At 55.4% G+C, this 18,451-nt stretch carries 12 protein-coding genes and 1 tRNA gene; 9 read left to right on the forward strand and 4 right to left on the reverse strand.

Going from position 1 to position 18,451, the window contains the following annotated elements:
* The first annotated feature begins 140 nt into the window (after window positions 1–140).
* Together HUO14_RS06885 and HUO14_RS06890 are read left to right on the forward strand one after the other, a co-directional pair.
* Window positions 141–692 carry a peroxiredoxin gene (locus HUO14_RS06885; protein WP_176279131.1) on the forward strand — a complete coding sequence of 184 codons (552 nt, stop codon included), beginning with the start codon at window positions 141–143 and terminating at the stop codon, window positions 690–692.
* A gap of 76 nt (window positions 693–768) precedes the next feature.
* Window positions 769–1,287, forward strand: a complete 519-nt coding sequence (locus HUO14_RS06890; protein WP_246255350.1) for a 2'-5' RNA ligase family protein — start codon at window positions 769–771, stop codon at window positions 1,285–1,287.
* On the opposite strand, the gene HUO14_RS06895 is transcribed toward HUO14_RS06890, so the two are convergent.
* On the reverse strand, window positions 1,284–2,519 hold the full coding sequence (locus HUO14_RS06895) for an NAD(P)/FAD-dependent oxidoreductase (RefSeq protein ID WP_176279132.1): 1,236 nt from the start codon (window positions 2,517–2,519) through the stop codon (window positions 1,284–1,286). The two genes, HUO14_RS06890 and HUO14_RS06895, sit on opposite strands and share 4 nt — an antisense overlap.
* A 176-nt stretch (window positions 2,520–2,695) precedes the next feature.
* Between HUO14_RS06895 and HUO14_RS06900 the strand changes: the two genes are divergently transcribed.
* A tRNA-Met gene (locus HUO14_RS06900) sits at window positions 2,696–2,772 on the forward strand.
* A gap of 720 nt (window positions 2,773–3,492) precedes the next feature.
* On the opposite strand, the gene HUO14_RS06905 is transcribed toward HUO14_RS06900, so the two are convergent.
* Together HUO14_RS06905 and HUO14_RS06910 are read right to left on the reverse strand one after the other, a co-directional pair.
* Window positions 3,493–5,388, reverse strand: coding sequence for an ATP-binding protein (locus tag HUO14_RS06905; protein WP_176279133.1), 1,896 nt, complete (start codon window positions 5,386–5,388; stop codon window positions 3,493–3,495).
* 7 nt (window positions 5,389–5,395) lie between these two features.
* On the reverse strand, window positions 5,396–6,049 hold the full coding sequence (locus HUO14_RS06910; RefSeq protein WP_176279134.1) for a response regulator: 654 nt from the start codon (window positions 6,047–6,049) through the stop codon (window positions 5,396–5,398).
* Window positions 6,050–6,229: 180 nt separating this feature from the next.
* On the opposite strand from HUO14_RS06910, the gene HUO14_RS06915 reads away from it, so the two are divergent.
* The 4 genes from HUO14_RS06915 (at window position 6,230) to HUO14_RS06930 (ending at window position 13,490) form a co-directional block, all read left to right on the forward strand.
* Window positions 6,230–7,018, forward strand: a complete 789-nt coding sequence (locus HUO14_RS06915; RefSeq protein WP_176279135.1) for a DUF4864 domain-containing protein — start codon at window positions 6,230–6,232, stop codon at window positions 7,016–7,018.
* Window positions 7,019–7,618: 600 nt separating this feature from the next.
* On the forward strand, window positions 7,619–8,809 hold the full coding sequence (locus HUO14_RS06920; RefSeq protein ID WP_176279136.1) for an efflux RND transporter periplasmic adaptor subunit: 1,191 nt from the start codon (window positions 7,619–7,621) through the stop codon (window positions 8,807–8,809).
* Window positions 8,810–8,853: 44 nt separating this feature from the next.
* Complete coding sequence (locus HUO14_RS06925; protein WP_176279137.1) at window positions 8,854–12,078, forward strand: multidrug efflux RND transporter permease subunit; 3,225 nt, start codon at window positions 8,854–8,856, stop codon at window positions 12,076–12,078.
* Window positions 12,075–13,490 (forward strand): efflux transporter outer membrane subunit, encoded by a 1,416-nt coding sequence (locus tag HUO14_RS06930; RefSeq protein WP_176279138.1) that lies wholly within the window; start codon window positions 12,075–12,077, stop codon window positions 13,488–13,490. Before HUO14_RS06925 ends, HUO14_RS06930 begins: the two co-directional genes overlap by 4 nt.
* Window positions 13,491–13,736: 246 nt before the next feature.
* Here HUO14_RS06930 and HUO14_RS06935 read toward each other — a convergent pair whose 3' ends face one another.
* On the reverse strand, window positions 13,737–14,636 hold the full coding sequence (locus HUO14_RS06935) for a LysR family transcriptional regulator (RefSeq protein WP_176279139.1): 900 nt from the start codon (window positions 14,634–14,636) through the stop codon (window positions 13,737–13,739).
* A 170-nt stretch (window positions 14,637–14,806) separates the two neighbouring features.
* Between HUO14_RS06935 and HUO14_RS06940 the strand changes: the two genes are divergently transcribed.
* Entirely contained in the window at window positions 14,807–17,422 is a 2,616-nt protein-coding gene (locus tag HUO14_RS06940) for a TonB-dependent receptor (protein ID WP_176279140.1), read from the forward strand.
* 13 nt (window positions 17,423–17,435) lie between these two features.
* Entirely contained in the window at window positions 17,436–18,449 is a 1,014-nt protein-coding gene (locus HUO14_RS06945; RefSeq protein WP_343046066.1) for an MBL fold metallo-hydrolase, read from the forward strand.
* Window positions 18,450–18,451: the final 2 nt, after the last annotated feature.

Below are 18,451 nucleotides of genomic sequence, written 5' to 3' on the forward strand. Positions count from 1 at the left end.
GAGTTTGATATTTTGCCACGGAAGTTTCAAGTCAAACCGGTCATTGAACGATTTTGTGAATAAGTATGGCAGGGTAAATCAATTTAACCGATAGGCATTTTGCGCCTAACGAGCGCCTTTCAAGTCACAAGGAGTTAATAATGATCGGTCGTAATATCCCCCAGGTTACCCTGAAAACCCGCGTTCGCGATGAAGCCGTCGATGGCGAGAATCCTTTCCGCTGGCAGGACGTAAACACGGCGGACCTGTTTGCTGGCAAGCGCATTGCCGTATTTTCGTTGCCCGGCGCATTCACGCCGACCTGTTCGAACGAGCAATGCCCCGCTTTTGAACGTCTCTATGACGAATTCAAGGCGCGCGGCGTCGACGAAGTCTATTGTATCTCGGTTAATGACGCCTTCGTAATGTACCAGTGGGGCAAGTCCCTCGGTCTCGAAAAGGTCAAATTGCTGCCAGACGGCTCGGGTGACTTTACCCGGCGCATGGGCATGCTGATCAAGAAGAACCACCTCGGCTTCGGCGATCGCAGCTGGCGCTATTCGATGATTGCCGATGATGGCGTCGTCAGCGCCTGGTTCGAAGAGCCGGGCATCAATGACGACGGCGTCGACGCTGACCCCTATGTCGAATCGACCCCCGAGAAATTGCTCAACTGGCTGGATGACGACGCAGCGGCACGCAAGGCCGCCTGAGCATTTTCAGCTTATGCAAATGAGACCGCGAGCAAGAAATTGCTCGCGGTTTTTTATTGTGCGATAGCATCCGCTTATGGACCGTCTCAACAAACCCATCATCATGACGGCGCAAATGGGCCCGGCGGACTTCGCCTGGGCTGACAGCATGCGCAGGCGCCATTTCCCGCCCGAGCGAAACCAGATCGGCGCTCATATAACCCTGTTTCATCACCTGCCGCCGCAGGCGCTGGATGAAATAAAATCTGCCGTCGTCGCTCTGACCGGCAATCTGTCGAAGCCGGAGGCTAGCCTGTCCGGTCTGATCCACCTTGGAAATGGCGTTGCCTATCGGTTGCAGGCGCCCGAGTTGCTGGCTTTGCGGATGGAATTGGCGGACCGCTTTGCCGGGCTGCTGGTGGCGCAGGACCAGCAAACCCCACGGCTCCACATCACCGTCCAGAACAAGGTGACATCGGGCGAGGCGCGGCGTCTTTTTGACGAGCTGTCAGCCGCGTTCGAGCCACGCCCCCTGGCGATTCACGGGATCGGCCTCCATTATTATGCCGACGGTCCCTGGCGGGATATCGGCAACTGGCCCTTTCGCGGCCGCTAGCGGACGCCGACTTCCTTGATCGGAATATCTGTGTCGACAAGCTCGTTCTTGTCGAGATTCAATCCTTCAACGACCGCCTTGCGGCCTTGGACATAATCCTTGGTGGCGTTGACGCAGTCCAGCGCCACAACCTTGCCATCGCGATAATATATCACCGAGAAGCTGCGCGAATCCGGATCGCCGCGGACGACATGGCTGTCGTGGCCGGCCGAAAGGCCGACGGTTTGCAGTTTCAGATCATATTGATTCGACCAGAACCAGGGCACGCTGTCATATTCGGCTTCCTCGCCTATGATATCGAGCGCGGCGACCTTTGCCTGGTCATTGGCGTTCTGGACCGATTCGAGCCGGATCATCGCGCCATCGGCAAAGGCATTGCTGTGGGCAGCGCAGTCGCCGATCGCATAAATGTCGTCGAGACTGGTCCGGCAGTGGGAATCGACGTCGACCCCGTTGCCGGTCGCTGCGCCAGCCGCGACCAGCGGGCCGGTTTCGGGGATGATGCCGATGCCGACCACAAACATGTCTGCGGCAAGCGTCCGTCCATCGGCGAGGGTCACTGCGGTGGCAATCCCTTCGTCGTTGGTCTCGAATCCCGAGACACTGGCCTCCAGTTCGATGGTCACGCCCTGACGGCGGTGCTCGGCCTCGTAAAATCGCGACAGTGGTTCGCCAGCGACGCGCGACAGGACCCGGTCAAGCGATTCGACGATTGTGACCTGCTTGCCCAATTTGGTCAGGACGGCAGCCGCTTCCAGTCCGATATATCCGCCGCCGACGACAACGGCTTTCTCGACCGACGGCAGGGCGGCCATGATCTTGTCGACATCGGCGCGGGAACGGACCGCGTGAATATTGCGCGCCTGGCTGCCCGGGCAATCGAGCATGCGCGGAGAACCACCGGTTGCCCAGATCAGCTTGCCATAGCCGATCTCGTCGTCGGAGGTCAGCGTGACTTTCTTGGCGACCGGATCGATTTTCGATACCCGGTTGCCGGTAAGCAGATCAATTTCGCGTTCGGGCCAGAAGCTCTCCGGCCGCAGGAGTATCCGTTCAAACGGCTTGTCGCCCGCCAGATATTCCTTGGAAAGCGGAGGCCGTTCGTAAGGCGGATATTTTTCGTTTCCGACCAGACCGATGGAGCCTTCAAATTTCTTCTGGCGCAGTGCGATCGCCGCTTGCGCGCCGGCATGGCCAGCGCCAACGATCAAGATGTCGTAAAATGCGTTCATATATGCCCTTCGCTGCCGCATATCGGCATCAAGGTCGCTGTTAGCGCGAAATCCATTGGCCGTGCAAGTTTTGCTTATTTCTTGATTCAGCTTGTTGACCGGACAGAAGGCTGTGACTATAGCGCCGCCGTCCAGAGAGAGTTTCGTGGTGGCCAAATCGGTCGCCGGGACTTGATGGCGGAGTAGCTCAGGTGGTTAGAGCAGTGGAATCATAATCCATGTGTCGGGGGTTCGAGTCCCTCCTCCGCTACCAGAAAACAGCCATTTCCCAATTAGCCACATAGAGCGGTTTACAGTTCACCTGTAAACTTTTGGTTTGAGCTTCTGAGCCGAATCAATACGAAACCCAATAGAAGAACGTTCCCCGAGCAGCTTGGCGGATAGCCGATGGCTTCCGGCAGTGATCAAGGGAGCGTCTCTGCAAAATCGACGACCACGAATGCAAGCGGCGCATTGGAGCGGCGCATGTCGCCTATGAGGTCGAGAAGAAGTTTCCCTCCAACAATTTTGCAATCAAAGCTGATCGCGGCGCCCCGATATCCCCTCCTTGGAGTGGCTCCGTTTACGGCACATTGGACCAAATTGTAGCGGAACAAGGCCCATCGCAATGAGCGCTGGATAAGGCGCCACTATGGATGTCAGTTAAATCCCAAGCGGCCATCCTAGCCAAACACGAAACCATACCAGCGCCGGCCGCGAGGACCAAAGCACCGGATCAACGCATCACTCCAAAAGACCGCAATTGGGTGGTTTGCGCTCATTCGACAGGTCGGATTCTGACGACTGATATTGGGTCGTTTGCGGACTGTCGGCTATTGGATGCTGGGCGGTGGAAAGCGCACCGTCGGCTAACGACCCAAATTCGGACGTTCATGTTGTCTGCTCTAGTGTCTCCTTCGAGTGCAACAGAAGACATTGGAATTGAGCCCATCGATTGGATATTGCTCTACAATTGGCAATCGGACGCAGGGTTCTAGTCTTGCAAGACAGATGCTTGCGCAAGCCACAATTTTACTGCGGTACCACCGGAAACCAAATTCTCAATCGTCAAAGCCCCATTCAAAATCTCAGCGCGTTGATGCATAAACCCCAATCCCTTGCTCCCACTGCGATCCGAAGGATTGAAGCCGATACCATCATCAACAATGCCAATCAGGACCCCAGACTTATTTTGCCGCATGCTTGACTTGCATGACAGAGTGATCGAACTGGCGTCGGCATGTTGAAGGACATTGCTGAGAGCCTCCTGCAACAGACGCAACAGGTGAAGACTGTGTCCGGCATCCATCCAATCAAGCGGGGGGCATTCCTCTACTTGCCAGATGCTGGTTATGCCCGCCTGTGAAAGCTCTCGCTCCATCCGGTGGCGCAGGTTGGCAAGAAGGGTGACCACATCACCCTCGATCGGTGCCAAAGAATCTACCGTGATCTTAAGATCGCCAATGGCTCTTTGAAGGGTTGTTATAGTTGACGGCGGGTCTTTGCGTTGACGGGCGACAGCCAGCGCCGTGACGAGACTGGAACCGATCCCGTCATGCATTTCCCGCATCAAACGTTCGCGCTCTGTCTCGAGCGCCCGTTCGACTTCCATCTTTCGCTGAGCCTGCTGGCTGGCAGCCAACGCATCGGTCGCTTCCTTTACGCTTTTTTCCAAATGGACATTGGTTTCTTCGACAAGACTGAGCGCGCTGAGGAAGCGCCCAGCTAGCGACAGCAGAAACACCAGAAAAAGCAAAAACCCGATGTAAGGCTGAAAATGAAATCCTGCTCCGGTCCACCAGTTGACATTGGGGATCCGTCCAATGTCGTGAACGCCGGTTAGAGCCGCAAGAGACAGTAAAATGAGCAACAACCAGCTTTCAGGCGACTGGCCTTTCCATGCATGATGGGCCAAAATCAGCAGAAACGAACCAAAGAGGCCCACCGTCATCAGGTTACTCGCTATGTCCGTATGGTTTGTGTTGATCAGGAAAAACCGGGACAGGCATAAAAACACTCCGATCCCGAGCATGATAATAATGATGATCTTGCGGTAGCGCAGCTTCAAAAATTCGGCACAAAAAGCCAACGTGACGGCAACAGCAAAATAGATAGAATAATAGGTAATTTGCTGAAACAGCAGCGGCTCGATGGGAATTGTCTCGGCGAAAAAGTGATAGTTTCGAACGAACCAGGATATTCCGGTCAGCGACAGCCAAAACAACTCCATTTCCTGTCGGCGCCCTAGCCACATGATAAACACAAAAACCGATAACAAGAGCATGGTCCAGTTCAGCGTTTTTGGCGCATCAATCCGGAAAAAATACTGGCTTTCGAAATGCGAAGCCAAGGCGTTGTGGCTCCCCACGGCGATGGTACCGATACCTAGCGAATGGTTACGGCCCGATTCAGCCCGGATCACAATCTCGTTTGTACCGGGCTTCAGCAAAGAATTTGATACCGGAATCAAATAGGGATGATTCCATCCAAGCATCGAATGTCTATCATCAGCATAGTTTCGAAAAATGTCGACTCCATTGATAGAAACCGAAACCCGTTCGCGATTATTCTCGGTGAATATGGAAATGCTATCCTTTTCGAAAGCTGTGCCGTCAAACCTTACTCTTGCCCAGACCGACAAATCCCCGCCTTGCACCTTGCGCGCCTCGTCTGACAGCCAGAGTGCAGGTAGTTCTCGACGGATCCAGCTACTGTCCGGGATGTCGCTGATTTCGGAAAAGGAAAAATCTGCATCAACGAAGCGGATGATTTTCCCGGCGTTTGATGTTTGCACATCAAACTGGTTATTGGAATTGTCATCCTGCGCTTCGACTGGTTGCAAGGCCATCAAAAAAGCAGAAAGCAAGAGCAGCCCAAAAAAGCGAACCAACAAACCGCTACCCCCCTAATATTCCGCGACTTGATGCTTCGAATACGGCCTCGGCGCGAGAATTTACTTCAAGCTTGCGGTATATATGTTTGACGTAGGTTGCCACTGTGTGAGCAGAGATATTCATGATTTCGGCAGATTCAGAATAAGAAAATCCGCGCGATAAAAGGTTGAGTGTCTCCAACTCCCGGTTGGACAGAGCTTCTGCTAATCGGTCTTCGGGCCGGGATTGTGGTTGTAGCTGTTTGAGCACCAATCGAGCGATTATTGGGCTAATTGGCGAGCCGCCAGCTCGGATTTCTCGTATCGCATCAACACAATTTTCAAGCGGCTGGTCTTTGAGCAAATATCCCCGCGCGCCGGCTCGTATAGCATTCAGGACTTTTTGGTGATCGGCAAACATGGTGAGCACCATGATATCTATTTTGTTCTGCCGTTCGGACGCCATCTTGATAAGGTTTGTTCCATCCCCATCCGGCAATCCAAGATCACATACCAGAACATCGAACCCGCCATTCTCCACCAGCTGTTTTCCGGACACGAAGTTGGTAGCGGAATCGACAAGTTCCATATCCTCTGCACGCTCAATCGCTTTGCAAATGTCGGTAAGAACCGGCGGATCATCCTCCACAACGGCAACTTTGGAATATCCAGGTCGCATAAAATATCTCCCAAGTAGCTCAGTTGTGGAGAGTGACCACTTATGCGGGATAAATCAAATCGTGGGTGTTCGCCCATCCCATGAACTGGGGATGGCGCAACATCCACTCATCGTCCATTTTTCGGTTGATAGGCAGAAGCTTGGGTCGGGCCTTGTCTTTTTAACGTGAAAGGATTTCTGATGAAGACATGGATGAAAGTTGCATTGGGCATTTTTGCCGGAATTGCAGCCCTGGTGGGATTCATTTTCTGGCTGACCGGTGATGTGACCAAAGCCGGCGATGATTTTTTTGCAGCAGCGCAAAATGACGATATGGACGCCGCTTATGCGTTGCTGTCCGAAGACTTCCAGAATGGGACAAGCAAGGAAGGCCTCCGAGCCTATCTCGCAGCCAATGCTTTGGATAATGTGAAAGAAACATCTTGGAGTTCTCGTGAAATAACCGGCAGTACAGGAGAATTGGAAGGAACGGTAACAACATTAGACGGAAGCGAAATACCTCTCACGCTTCGGCTTATTAACTCTGAAGCCGGATGGCGCATTAACGCCATTGAGAAGGAAAGCGCGGGGTTCAAGGATAGTAGTGGTGCCCGGCTCGTCCCTTCTGTCGGTGAACAACAGCAATTGTTTCGCGAAACAGTTGCGGCCTTTGCCGATTCACTGGTCGATGACAGCATGAAGAAACTGTGGGACAGTTCCGCAAATGGTCTTCGTCAAACGGCATCAGTGGAAGATCTAGACAACGCCTTTAAGACGTTTTTCGACGATGATGATGCCTTTTTGACGATGAGCAAAATAACACCGGTTATTGATAGTGCCAAAATCAATGAAAAAGCAGCAATCCTCTCTATTAGAGGACATTACGGATTTAAAGATAAGTCAGTCCATTTTGAACAAAGATATATTTATGAAGGCACAAATTGGAGGCTTTCTGGGTTAGCAGTGCAGGCAGGCTCACCACCCAAGTGACCGGATAACGCAGCCAAATCCAACACCTGCTATCGGGATATAGCGGAAATCATTGGAAGGTCCGGAATTGGGGCGCAAAGCCGTCGTTCCGGCCAAGGCAAAATAATAGCGATTGCACCATTCAATCCGGCAGCAAATAACGAAAGGATCAGTACCGTTCAAAATTGCTTTGGATGACAGGGGAAGCTTGTATTCTTGGCTGGAAAAATGCGGCGTCTCAGTCGAGAACGGTGTCCGTTTAGAGCAGATAGATCATCCCTAAACTTCCCAACAGGCTCAAGAAATCGGGAGAACCTGTTCCAGTTGGGGCAGGTTCAGAGGATCAGCGTCCGTTCGATTCAATGCCGGTGCGTGACCAGAGAAAGAACGGATCGCGGGAAATGTGAATTTTCGGACATTCTCATCATAATGGCTATAGGTAGCATCCGCATGGGCAGTAGACTGCCCCCAAATTTCCAAAAAATGACAAAGGCATATGTTTACTCGACTAAAACAATTGTTTTTGCTGCGGTGCACAATGACTATTGCGACGAGGAATCTGTCGGCCTATCCCGCCGAACAGGCTCATTGCCAACACGCTTGGCCAACAGGAATATGACTATGATAAAAAATATGCTGGCCGGATTTTGCATTCTCGGTCTGATCGGCTGCTCTGGAGAGACAGAAGCTCCTGTCCAGCAAGCCATGCCGGTCGAGATATATACGGTCAACGAATCCGAAATTCCCAATATCATTGAACTCCCCGGCCGTGTCGAAGCGGTGCGCGTCGCCGATGTCAGGGCGCGTGTGACCGGTATCGTACAGCGGCGCTTGTATGAAGAGGGCAGCAATGTGCGAGCCGGACAGCCGTTGTTCTCGATTGATCCTTCGGAATTGCGCGCGAGCACCGCGCAGGTGCGGGCCAGCCTGCAACGGTCCAGAGCCACGGCTGCCAATGCGCAAGCGGTGGTGGATCGCTATCGGCCACTGGTAGCGGAACAGGCCATCAGCCGGCAGGAATATGATGCAGCAGTAGCGGCCTCGCGCGAAGCCCAGGCCAGCGTAGCCCAGACCAAGGCCGAACTTGATGCCGCCAATCTGCAACTGGGCTACACCACGGTCCGCGCACCCATCGCGGGACGGGTGCGCAGCGCCGATGTAACCGAGGGCGCGCTGGTCAGCGCTACCGAAGCTACTTTGATGACACGTATCGAACAGGCCAACCGGGTATATGTCACGTTCGCACAGTCATCCTCTCGCGTGCTGGACATCAGGCGCGGTATCACGGACGGATCGATAATATTGGACGAGAAGGATACGGCCCAGGTCGAGCTTATTTTTGAAGACGGCACCCAATATCCGATCCCGGGTCAAATCGACTTTCTGGATTTTTCCGTCAACGAAACCACCGGTACGGTTGAGCTGAGGGCAGAATTTGCCAACCCCTCCGGTCTTTTGCTTCCCGGTGAATTTGTCCGTGCGCGTATATTTGTCGGCAAGAAAAAAGGGGGCTATATGGTTCCTCAGAAAGCAGTGACCGTTAGCGAGGCAGGAGGCACCGTCATGGTTATTGATGGTGACGGCAAGGCGGCCGCGCGTTCCGTCGAACTTGGCGCGATGTCCGGTGCGATGTGGATAATCGAAAGCGGCCTGAAAGCGGGTGACCAGGTCATCGTCAGCAATTTGCAAAAGATTCAGCCGGGCATTCCTGTAACGGCAAAATCGTCCCCGGAAAAATCGGATAGCGCCGGTGCCAAAGCCGCCACGAAAACACCGTCTGTTTCAAAGCCGAAAACGGAGGCAGTGCGATGATCCTGTCGAGCCCGATATATTTTTCGCGAAAGTTGGATTGAGCCGTGCCAAGATATTTTATTGACCGCCCCATTTTTGCATGGGTCATTGCGCTGGGCATATTATTGTCCGGCTTCATCGCACTGCGCGAATTGCCGATCGAGCAATATCCCGAAGTCGCGCCGCCATCGCTGAGTATTTCGGTCGTCTATCCCGGTGCCGATGCGGCGACGCTGGAACAAAATGTCATTCAGTTGATCGAACAGCAGCTGAATGGCATCGAGGGCTTCCTCTATATGTCCTCGTCCAGCCAATCCAACGGCACCGGGTCGATCACGCTGACATTCGAAGCGGGTACGGACATAGATATCGCGCAAACCGATGTGCAAAACAGCCTCAGCACGATCGAGGCCCGCCTGCCGAGCGACGTCACGGCGCAGGGAATCCAGGTGCGGCAAGCCACGAGCGGATTTCTGCAGATTGTCGCGCTAACCTCGAAGAGCGGGAATCTGGATTCCACCGATCTTGGTAATATTGCATCGACCCAGATTATCGACGAATTACGCCGGGTTAGCGGTGTTGGTGACGTCACCCTGCTCGGATCCGAATATGCCATGCGGATCTGGCTTGACCCGGAACGTCTGGCTTCCTTCAAACTGACTCCTTCAACCGTTCTGGCCGCAATCAGGGAACAGAACAGCCAGACCGCTGGCGGCTCCCTGGGTGCGCTCCCTGTTCTGGAAGACACACAGATAAACGCCACGATCACGACGCAAAACCGGTTCACCTCCACAGAGCAGTTCGAGGAAATCATATTGCGCGCCGAAACCGGCGGGGGAACGGTCACCCTCGGTGATGTTGCGCGAGTGGAGATCGGGACGCAAAGCTATTCCACATCGACAACCTTGAACGGCCAGCCGATGGCCGGGATGGCGATACAGCTTGGCACGGGCGCGAATGCACTTTCGGTTGCCGAGGGAGTCGAAGCGCGGATGCAGGCAATAGACTCCAGCCTTCCCGATGATGTCGAATGGGCCATACCTTACGACACCACCCCCTTCATCAATATCTCCATCGAGGAGGTTGTAACGACGCTGATCGAAGCGATGATTCTGGTTTTCCTGGTCATGTTTCTGTTCCTGCAAAGTTGGCGGGCCACGCTGATTCCGACATTGGTGGTGCCGTTTGCGCTGGCGGGCGCATGCCTGGGATTGTGGATATTCGGATTTTCGATCAACGTCTTGACCCTGTTCGGCATGGTGCTGGCCATCGGCATTTTGGTAGATGATGCGATCATCGTAATCGAAAATGTCGAGCGTATCATGCGCGAAGAAGGACTTGGGCCGGTCGAGGCGTCACGCAAGGCGATGGACCAGATTACCGGCGCTATTATCGGTATTACACTGGTGCTGGTCGCCGTGTTTCTTCCGATGGCTTTCTTCCCCGGATCGACGGGCGGCATTTACCGCCAATTCTCGGTAACGCTGGCGGTATCAATTCTGTTCTCTGCACTGATGGCGCTGACACTGACTCCTGCTCTTTGCGCGACCCTGCTGAAGCCTATCAGGGACGATGAGACAGACTCCTCCAAAGATGCTGTCGAAACCGATCAGGCACCAGAAACCGGCGTTTCGAAAATATGGGCAGACGTCGTCGCATATATTTCGGTCTGGCTGAACAAGTTCAATATCTGGTTCGCCAGTATGACGGATCGTTACGGAAGGGCAACCGACTCCATATTGGGTCGTCCCATACGCGGCCTTATAGTGTTCCTGCTACTCGTTTTGGTTGCAGGTTTATTGTTCCTGCGCCTCCCGACCGCATTTCTGCCGACGGAGGATCAGGGATATCTGATTACGGTCGTGCAATCGCCTTCAGGGGCCACCAAAACGCGTACAGAAGAGGCCGTCAAACCCGTTTCCGACCATTGGATGAACAAGGAGGAAGTGGCCAATCTGGTCGTGGTACGCGGTTTCAGTTTTTATGGACAGGGCCAGAATAATGCGATGATGTTCTCTCCCTTGACCGACTGGAGCGAACGCGCCGCCGATGAAAGCCAGGCCGATGCGTTGTTGAACGAAGCCATGGGACAATTTGCGCAGAATGACGATGCCATCATATTCGTAATACAACCGCCAGCAATACAGTCGCTGGGCAACGCCAGCGGGTTCAGTGTAAAAATCGAAGATCGCGGTGGTTTGGGCCGCGCAAAACTGACGGAGGCACGGGACCGGTTGCTCGGCATATTATCGCAAAGCGATGTCGTAACCGGCGTCCGTCCGGAAGACCAGCAACCCGCACCGCAACTCAAAGTCGATATCGATCGGGTATTGGCGCGTTCGCTTGGCCTGTCCATCACCGACGTGAACACCACATTGTCGATCAATTTCGGCTCGGCCTTTGCCAATGAGTTCATCCGCGACGGGCGCTCGCTGGAAGTCTATGTCCAGGCGGACGCCCGATACAGAATGACCCCGGATGACGTGATGGCGCTCCGGGTGCCCAACGATCAGGGCGAACTGGTTCCATTTTCAACATTTGCCACCGCCAAGTGGACGGCCGGAGCGCCCAGTCTCGCTCGCTATAACGGCTATCCTGCCATGACCGTCTCGGGATCTGCTGCGCCCGGCATGTCATCCGGTGATGCCCTGTCAGCGGTCGAAGAGGCGATGACGCAAATGCCCGAAGGGATCAGCTATGAATGGACCGGTCTCAGCTATGAGGAGAAGCAGTCAGCGGGCCAGATCGGGCTGCTGCTGGGTCTTTCCGTGCTGGTGGTCTTCCTGTTGCTGTCTGCGCTTTACGAAAGCTGGGCCGTGCCACTGGCGGTCCTGTTGATCATTCCTATCGGCATGTTGGGTGCGGTGGTATTCTCTCTGATGCGCGGATTGTCGGCCGACATTTATTTCAATGTCGGATTGATAACCATTATCGGACTGGCGGCGAAAAACGCCATCCTGATCGTGGAATTCGCCATTGAGGAAGAGGCGGCGGGCAAGTCGACTATCGATGCGGTCAAAACCGCTGCAATCTTGCGCCTGCGCCCGATCATCATGACATCGCTCGCCTTCATTCTGGCGATGGTGCCGCTGGCAATCGCGACGGGTGCCGGAGCAAACAGCCGTATAGCGGTGGGAACCGGCGTGATGGGCGGCATGGTCAGCGCAACCGCCATCGGCATATTCGTCATACCGTTGCTCTACTTGCTGGTACGGCAGAAATTGAGCCGGAAGGCTCCGATGGCGGCCGGTTCGCTCGATGAAGAACAGGCGGAAGGGAAAAGCGCATGACCAGACAATCCCGTCTTGCTTTAGCCGTTGTTTTGGCCTGCTCCACTATGCTCAGCGGATGCGTCAATCTGGCGCCCGAGGACCGGCGTCCAGAGCTTCCTACCGCGCCAGACTATGATGGCGAGTACCGTCCTGATGGCGGCGTTGTCGCCTCGCAATTGGGCTGGAGCGACTATTTCAACGATCCGCAGCTCAAACTGCTGCTCGCTGCCGCGGTCGAAAACAACCGCGACCTTGTGGCGGCTACGGCGCGCATCGAACAGGCGCGCGCACAATACCGGATCCAGGACAGCCAGCGCCTTCCGCAAGTCGACGCCAGCGGCAGCGCGGTTCGCACGCGCACACCTCTTGATACGAACTCCGGCGGGAGCGGTTCGGTCACATTCGACAGCTATAATGCCGGCGTGGCCGTCACCTCTTTCGAACTGGACTTCTGGGGCCGCGTCCGCAATCTAAGCGACTCTGCGCGCGCCAACTATCTGGCAACCATATCGGCCCAGCGCGCCTTCTATCTTTCGCTGATCGGCGACGTCGCCTCGACCTATCTCGACCTTCTCGAAACAGGGGAGCAGATCGCCTTCGCCGAAGCGACCCTGCAAAGCCGGACCGAAGGCTTGCGGATCGCCAAATTGCGGCTGGATGCCGGTGTCACATCGGCTCTCGATTACCGGCAAGCCGAAGTCCTGTTGACGCAAGCGCAACAGACCTTGGGGGCACAACGCCTGTCTCAGGCTCAATCCCGCAACCAGTTGACGGTATTGGTGGGGGGGCGACTTCCCGCCGATCTTCCCGACAGTCTTCCGCTGGAGAGACAGGAATTTGCCGGGCCTCTCGACGCCGGCCTTCCTTCCGACCTGTTACTCTCCCGTCCCGACATTGTCGCAGCGGAGCAAAGCCTGAGCGCAGCGCGCGCCAATATCGGCGCAGCGCGCGCGGCATTTTTCCCGCGCATATCATTGACTGGTTCCGGCGGGCTGACGTCCGGCAGTCTGGATGATTTGTTCAGCGAAGACAGTTTCACCTGGAGCTTCGGTCCGTCGATCAGTCTGCCGATATTCGACTGGGGCGCGCGCGATGCCGATCTCGGCCTTGCCCGGGCTCTCGAAACCGAAGCGGTGGCCACCTATGACAAGACGGTCCAGACGGCATTTCGCGAGGTTTCCGATGCTCTCGCCGGTCGCCGCTGGCTTGGCGAACAGGTCGATACGGCCCGGCGAACGGTTGCGGCGCAGGAAGCGACCGCACGGATAGCCCGTCTGCGATACCGCGAGGGCGTCGTCAGTTATCTCGAGGTTCTGGACGCAGAGAGAAATCTGTTCAGCGCCCAGCAGTCTCTGCTGGAACTGATCCGCGCGAATGACCAGAACCAGGTGTCACTTTTCATCGCTCTCGGCGGTGGAGTAAGGCCATGATTTCTTCGGATTGCCGGCGGATCTACTGTGGGTCCGCTTCTGCTGCGAGTCCGACCAAAGGCCGATAGACGACTGTCGGCTTCGAGGATCCTTGGCGGATGCGGGCACCGCAATCAGAGTTCTCGAAATGACCGCTGCGTCCCGAATAGTCGACGTTCGCGCTGGTCCGGATCAGAATTCTCTCTAGACATAAAGGAAGCCCTTACGCTTTTCGATTTTTCGAGGCAGTGTTGACCACCGTCTCCGCTACCTGAGCGTGGCCAGGCTTTTGATCTGCTCCCGCAGCCAGGTGAGACCTGGATCCTTTTCGCGCGTCGCGTGAAACTGAAGCATCTCGCGCATGGGTGGAACCTCGAAGGGAAGGTTCGCAATGCGCAGTGGCAGTCGCCCTGCCAGTGATTGAGCCAGCCGTTCATGCATGAGGCAAACACGGTTTGTTTCCAGTACCAGAAATGGTGCCTGAAGGAACGATGGTGCGCGTACTTCTATCCGGCGCTCGATATTTGTCTCGCGCATCCAGGCATCGATATAAGTGTCACCGCCTGAAATCGAGACACCTACATGGCCAAGTTCTGACAGGCGCTTGATCGTCATTTGTTCGTTCATGTGCGGGTTTCCGGACCATCCCACCACGACATGCCGTTCTTCGAAGATCAGTTCGGAGGGATGGTCTGGATGGGTGAAGGTTTCTGGGCCCAGGAACATGTCGAGTTCGCCGTCGGCCAACGATTTGTTGGTATTGGAATATGGCAAGGCGATGTCCAGTTTGACGAAAGGTGCTATCGTTGAAATCGCACCCAGCAAAGGCACGAGCAAGACCGTTGTGATATAGTCCGATGCGACAATTTTGAATTCACGTTCGGAAGTCGCCGGATCAAATTTGCCCTTGCGGGCGATCAGGGCACGCAAAGAGGCAATTGTTTCGGTAATTTCCGGATGCATCGCCAGGGCATATGGTGTCGGCACCATCTTCTTGCCTTGCTGTGCGAGTATCTCGTCCTGAAAAGCTTCGCGAAGACGCTTGAGCTGTGCGCTCATCGCTGCCTGCGTCACATGCGCCCTGGCTGCCGCCTTGGTGACATTTTTTTCCTGCAGCAGAATGTCGAAAGCCACGAGTAAATTGAGATCGAAATTGTCGAGCCGCATCTTGTATCTATCCCTGAGTCATCCCGCGGACGTTCGGCCCGATGCATCAACATATAAATATAATTGATGCATTACAACAAAAACAAAAAATTATATCTTTTAAACGGGCGGTTCTATCGCCTTTCTAGAAGCACCGGTAAATCCGGGCACACGTTTATGGGAGAGGACACATGCGCCGTAATTTCAATGGATCAACTATTTCCAGAACTGCACTGTCAGTAGCCTGCTTTGCCGCCTTTGCAGCGACGCCGGCTTACGCAGGAGAAGTCGCAGATGCAGCAACAGCGGCTGAGTCAGCGCAAACAGGCGGTGATTCGCAGTCTGCGGGCGAGGCAGAGCAGTCTGGTGGACTGGGCGTAATTGTCGTGACGGCGCAACGCAAAGCAGAGTCGCTGCAGGATGCTGCGATTCCGATCAATGCCGCCACGGGGGCTGACCTGACGCGGGCCGGTGTTGCCGATGCCACAACTTTGAATGCGGTTGCTCCCGCACTTTACGTCACCGCAGGCGGTGGCGCGAATGCCGGATATTTTGTTCGCGGGGTCGGCAATTTCACGAACAACGGTTACACCAGCCCCGCAGTCGCCTTCAACGTCGACGGCGTTTACATCGGACGGCCTTCATCGACCATTGCTTCGTTTCTGGATGTCGCGGGTGTCGAAGTATTGAAGGGGCCGCAAGGCACATTATACGGACGTAACGCAACCGGCGGCGCCATCAACGTGATCCCGACCAAGCCAATTCCTGGCGAAACGAGCGGCTATGTCTCCGGTTCCTACGGCAATTATAACGCTTTCGGGATCGAAGGCGCTCTTAACCTTGCTGTGGGCGACGACGGCGCGATCCGCATCGCCGCTGCGGTCAACGAACATGATGGCTACAATACCGATGGCACATTTGACGCCAAGGATGTCGCATTTCGTGGCCAGTTCTATGCCGAACCAGCCCCCGGATTTGATATCCGCTTCACGGTCGATTATTCCACCCAGAAGGGCGCGGGTCCCGGCACAGATGTCTTTGGTGCCTATGGCCTGATTCCTCCTGGAACGCCGGGACGCGAAGATCCTCCGGTACCGGGATGGAATTTCATCTCCGCTCCGGCTGCCGTGGCCGAGCCGTTTACCGGTCTCCATACTCCCGAAGCGCTCGCCTTTCTCGCAACGGTCGCGACCGCTCCGCTTTTCTCGCCTTTTCAGGACTTCGCCTATCCATCGCGCGATGACGAATATCTTGGGGTGAGTGCAGAAATGAACTTCGAACTCGGCGATGTCGATCTCGTGGTGATCCCGGCCTATCGCCAGTCCAAGCTCGATAATATATTCAACGGACCTCCGTTCAAGGCCGCGATCAACAAGGACACTGCCGAACAGTGGAGCATCGAGGCACGATTCTCGGGTTCGACGGGGCCAGTCGACTGGATCGCGGGCGCATATTATTTCGACGAACGTGTCGAGGGCGTGAATGCTTTCAACCAGTTTGGCACCGTCTCGAACAACGCATTTGATTCACAGTCGGACTCGCTGGCCTTCTTTGGTCGTGCGACATTCAACCTGTCCGACGATCTGCGCCTTGTCGGCGGTATACGTCACACAACCGAAAATCGCTCGATCGATGCCAGCGCTACGGCAGCAGCAGGGGTTTGCCTCGAGGATCCGGTTGGCCGGGCTCCGTTTTGTGGCCATGTTCCAACCTTGCCAGTCGGCCTGACTCTGCAGGATGTGCTCGGCGGCCTAGACCCGGCATTGTTCCCGGTTCCCGGCAGAAATCCGCAAACCGCCTTTAATCCCAATGGAGCAGATGGTGTGGGTCAGGTATTTCCTTATGGTCCGTTCAATATCTTTGCTCCGGCACAATTCGGACCGGGCGCGCTGTTGATCATCACGCCCAACACCATCCAGCGTTCCGCCAGTGACAAGGAATTCACCTATCGGGCTGCGGTCGAATATGACATCACGCCGGAGAATCTGGTCTATGCCAGTTTCGAAAACGGCTTCCGCGCCGGCGGCTTTAACCTCGCACGGGGCCGGGAAACCTATGATCCGGAGTTCATCGACGCCTTCACCATTGGTTCGAAAAACCGCTTCTTCGACAACCGCTTCGAGCTGAACGCAGAGCTGTTCTACTGGAAATATAAGGGCCAGCAATTGGCGGCTCTGGGCGTCGATGTGGACGGCAACAACGCCTTCTACACCCGCAATGTCGGCAAATCCTCGATCAAGGGTGTCGATATCGACTTCCAGTTCCTGGTTACCGAAACGACCAAATTGCGCGGGGGCATGCAATATCTCGATGCCAAATATGACGAATATTCGTTCGATCAGGTCGATCTGGCCGATCCGGGCGATCCACCAAACTTCCTGCGCCCTGTCACCAGTTGCGATACCACACAGCAGCCGATCGATCCGGTCAGCGGCAAGGGGTCCTATATCGTTGACTGTTCCGGCAAACAGGCTCTGAACTCTCCGAAATGGTCCGCCAATCTTGGACTGGAGCAGACAATCGAGTTCAGTGCGGTCAAACTTGTCGGCACCTTGGACGGACGTTACCGTGGCAGCCGTGAGGTCGGATTCAACTATATTCCGGAGAGCCGGGTCGGAAGCGACGTGACGTTGGACGCCTCGCTCACCCTGGCCGAACTGGATGACCAGTGGGCGATTACTGCCTTCGCCCGGAATATTACCGACGAAGCTGTTTCGACAACTGTTCAATTGGGCTCCGGCAACGTCGTCGGTGGAACCTACCAGCCACCGCGGACCTATGGTGTGCGGGCGAAGTTCAATTTTTAAGGGAGTTCAGGCAGTGCGCTCAACATTTTCACTTTCGGTGGGCGCACTGCTGCTTTCCGCTTCTCCGGTCCTTGCGCAAGCGGGACCGGCCACTCCCGCTCAGCAGGATGAAAACAGCCAGACTGTTGCCGACAGCAAGGGCAAATGGATTACCCTGGGCACAAGAGGCGGGCCGGTAACCAGCCCGACCCGTTCGCAGCCTGCCAATCTGCTGGTGTTCAACGGCAAAAAATATCTTGTCGATGTCGGGGATGGTGCTTCGGGCCAGTCGGGCAAGGCCGGCGTCCAGACCGCAGCGCTGGACGGCATATTCATCAGCCATCTGCATTTTGACCATACGGCCGGGCTTGCCGGCATATTGGGGCTTCGCTTCCAGACCAACGCGCCGAAGACTTTTACCATCTACGGCCCTCCTGGCACACAGGAAATGGTTGACGGGCTGCTCGCCTCCATGACGCCAGGCGCGACCGCCAATTACGGCGTGCCGGGTGCCCCGGTCCAGGACCACCGGACTGGTATCGAGGTGGTCGAGTTTCGCGACGGTGCCAAGACAAATGTGAACGGAATGAATGTGTCCGTGCGCAGCAACAGCCACTATAGTTTTGTACCGGGCAGTGATCTGGAAAAACGCTTCCAGTCCCTCTCGTTCCGCTTCGATTTGCCCGGGCGTTCGATCGTCTATACCGGCGACACCGGACCAAGCAGCGCGGTTGAGGAACTGGCCAGGGATGCCGATCTGCTCGTCGCAGAAATGATGGACGTGCCACTTATCGTTGCTACGGTACGGCGCAACAATCCCAGAATGCCCGAGCAAGCGGCAAAGGGCATGGAAGCCCATCTCACCAAACATCATCTGCTGCCCAAGGATGTCGGGCAATTGGCGGCTCGCGCTGGCGTGAAGGCAGTGATCGTCACCCATTTTGCCGGCGCGGAGACGGACACGCCGGACTATTTCGAATATCTCCGGACAATCGCGGACCATTACGATGGACCTGTGATTATCGCCAATGACATGGATGTTTTCTAGCC

The organism is Parasphingorhabdus flavimaris, assembly GCF_013371215.1.
Classification (GTDB): domain Bacteria; phylum Pseudomonadota; class Alphaproteobacteria; order Sphingomonadales; family Sphingomonadaceae; genus Parasphingorhabdus; species Parasphingorhabdus flavimaris.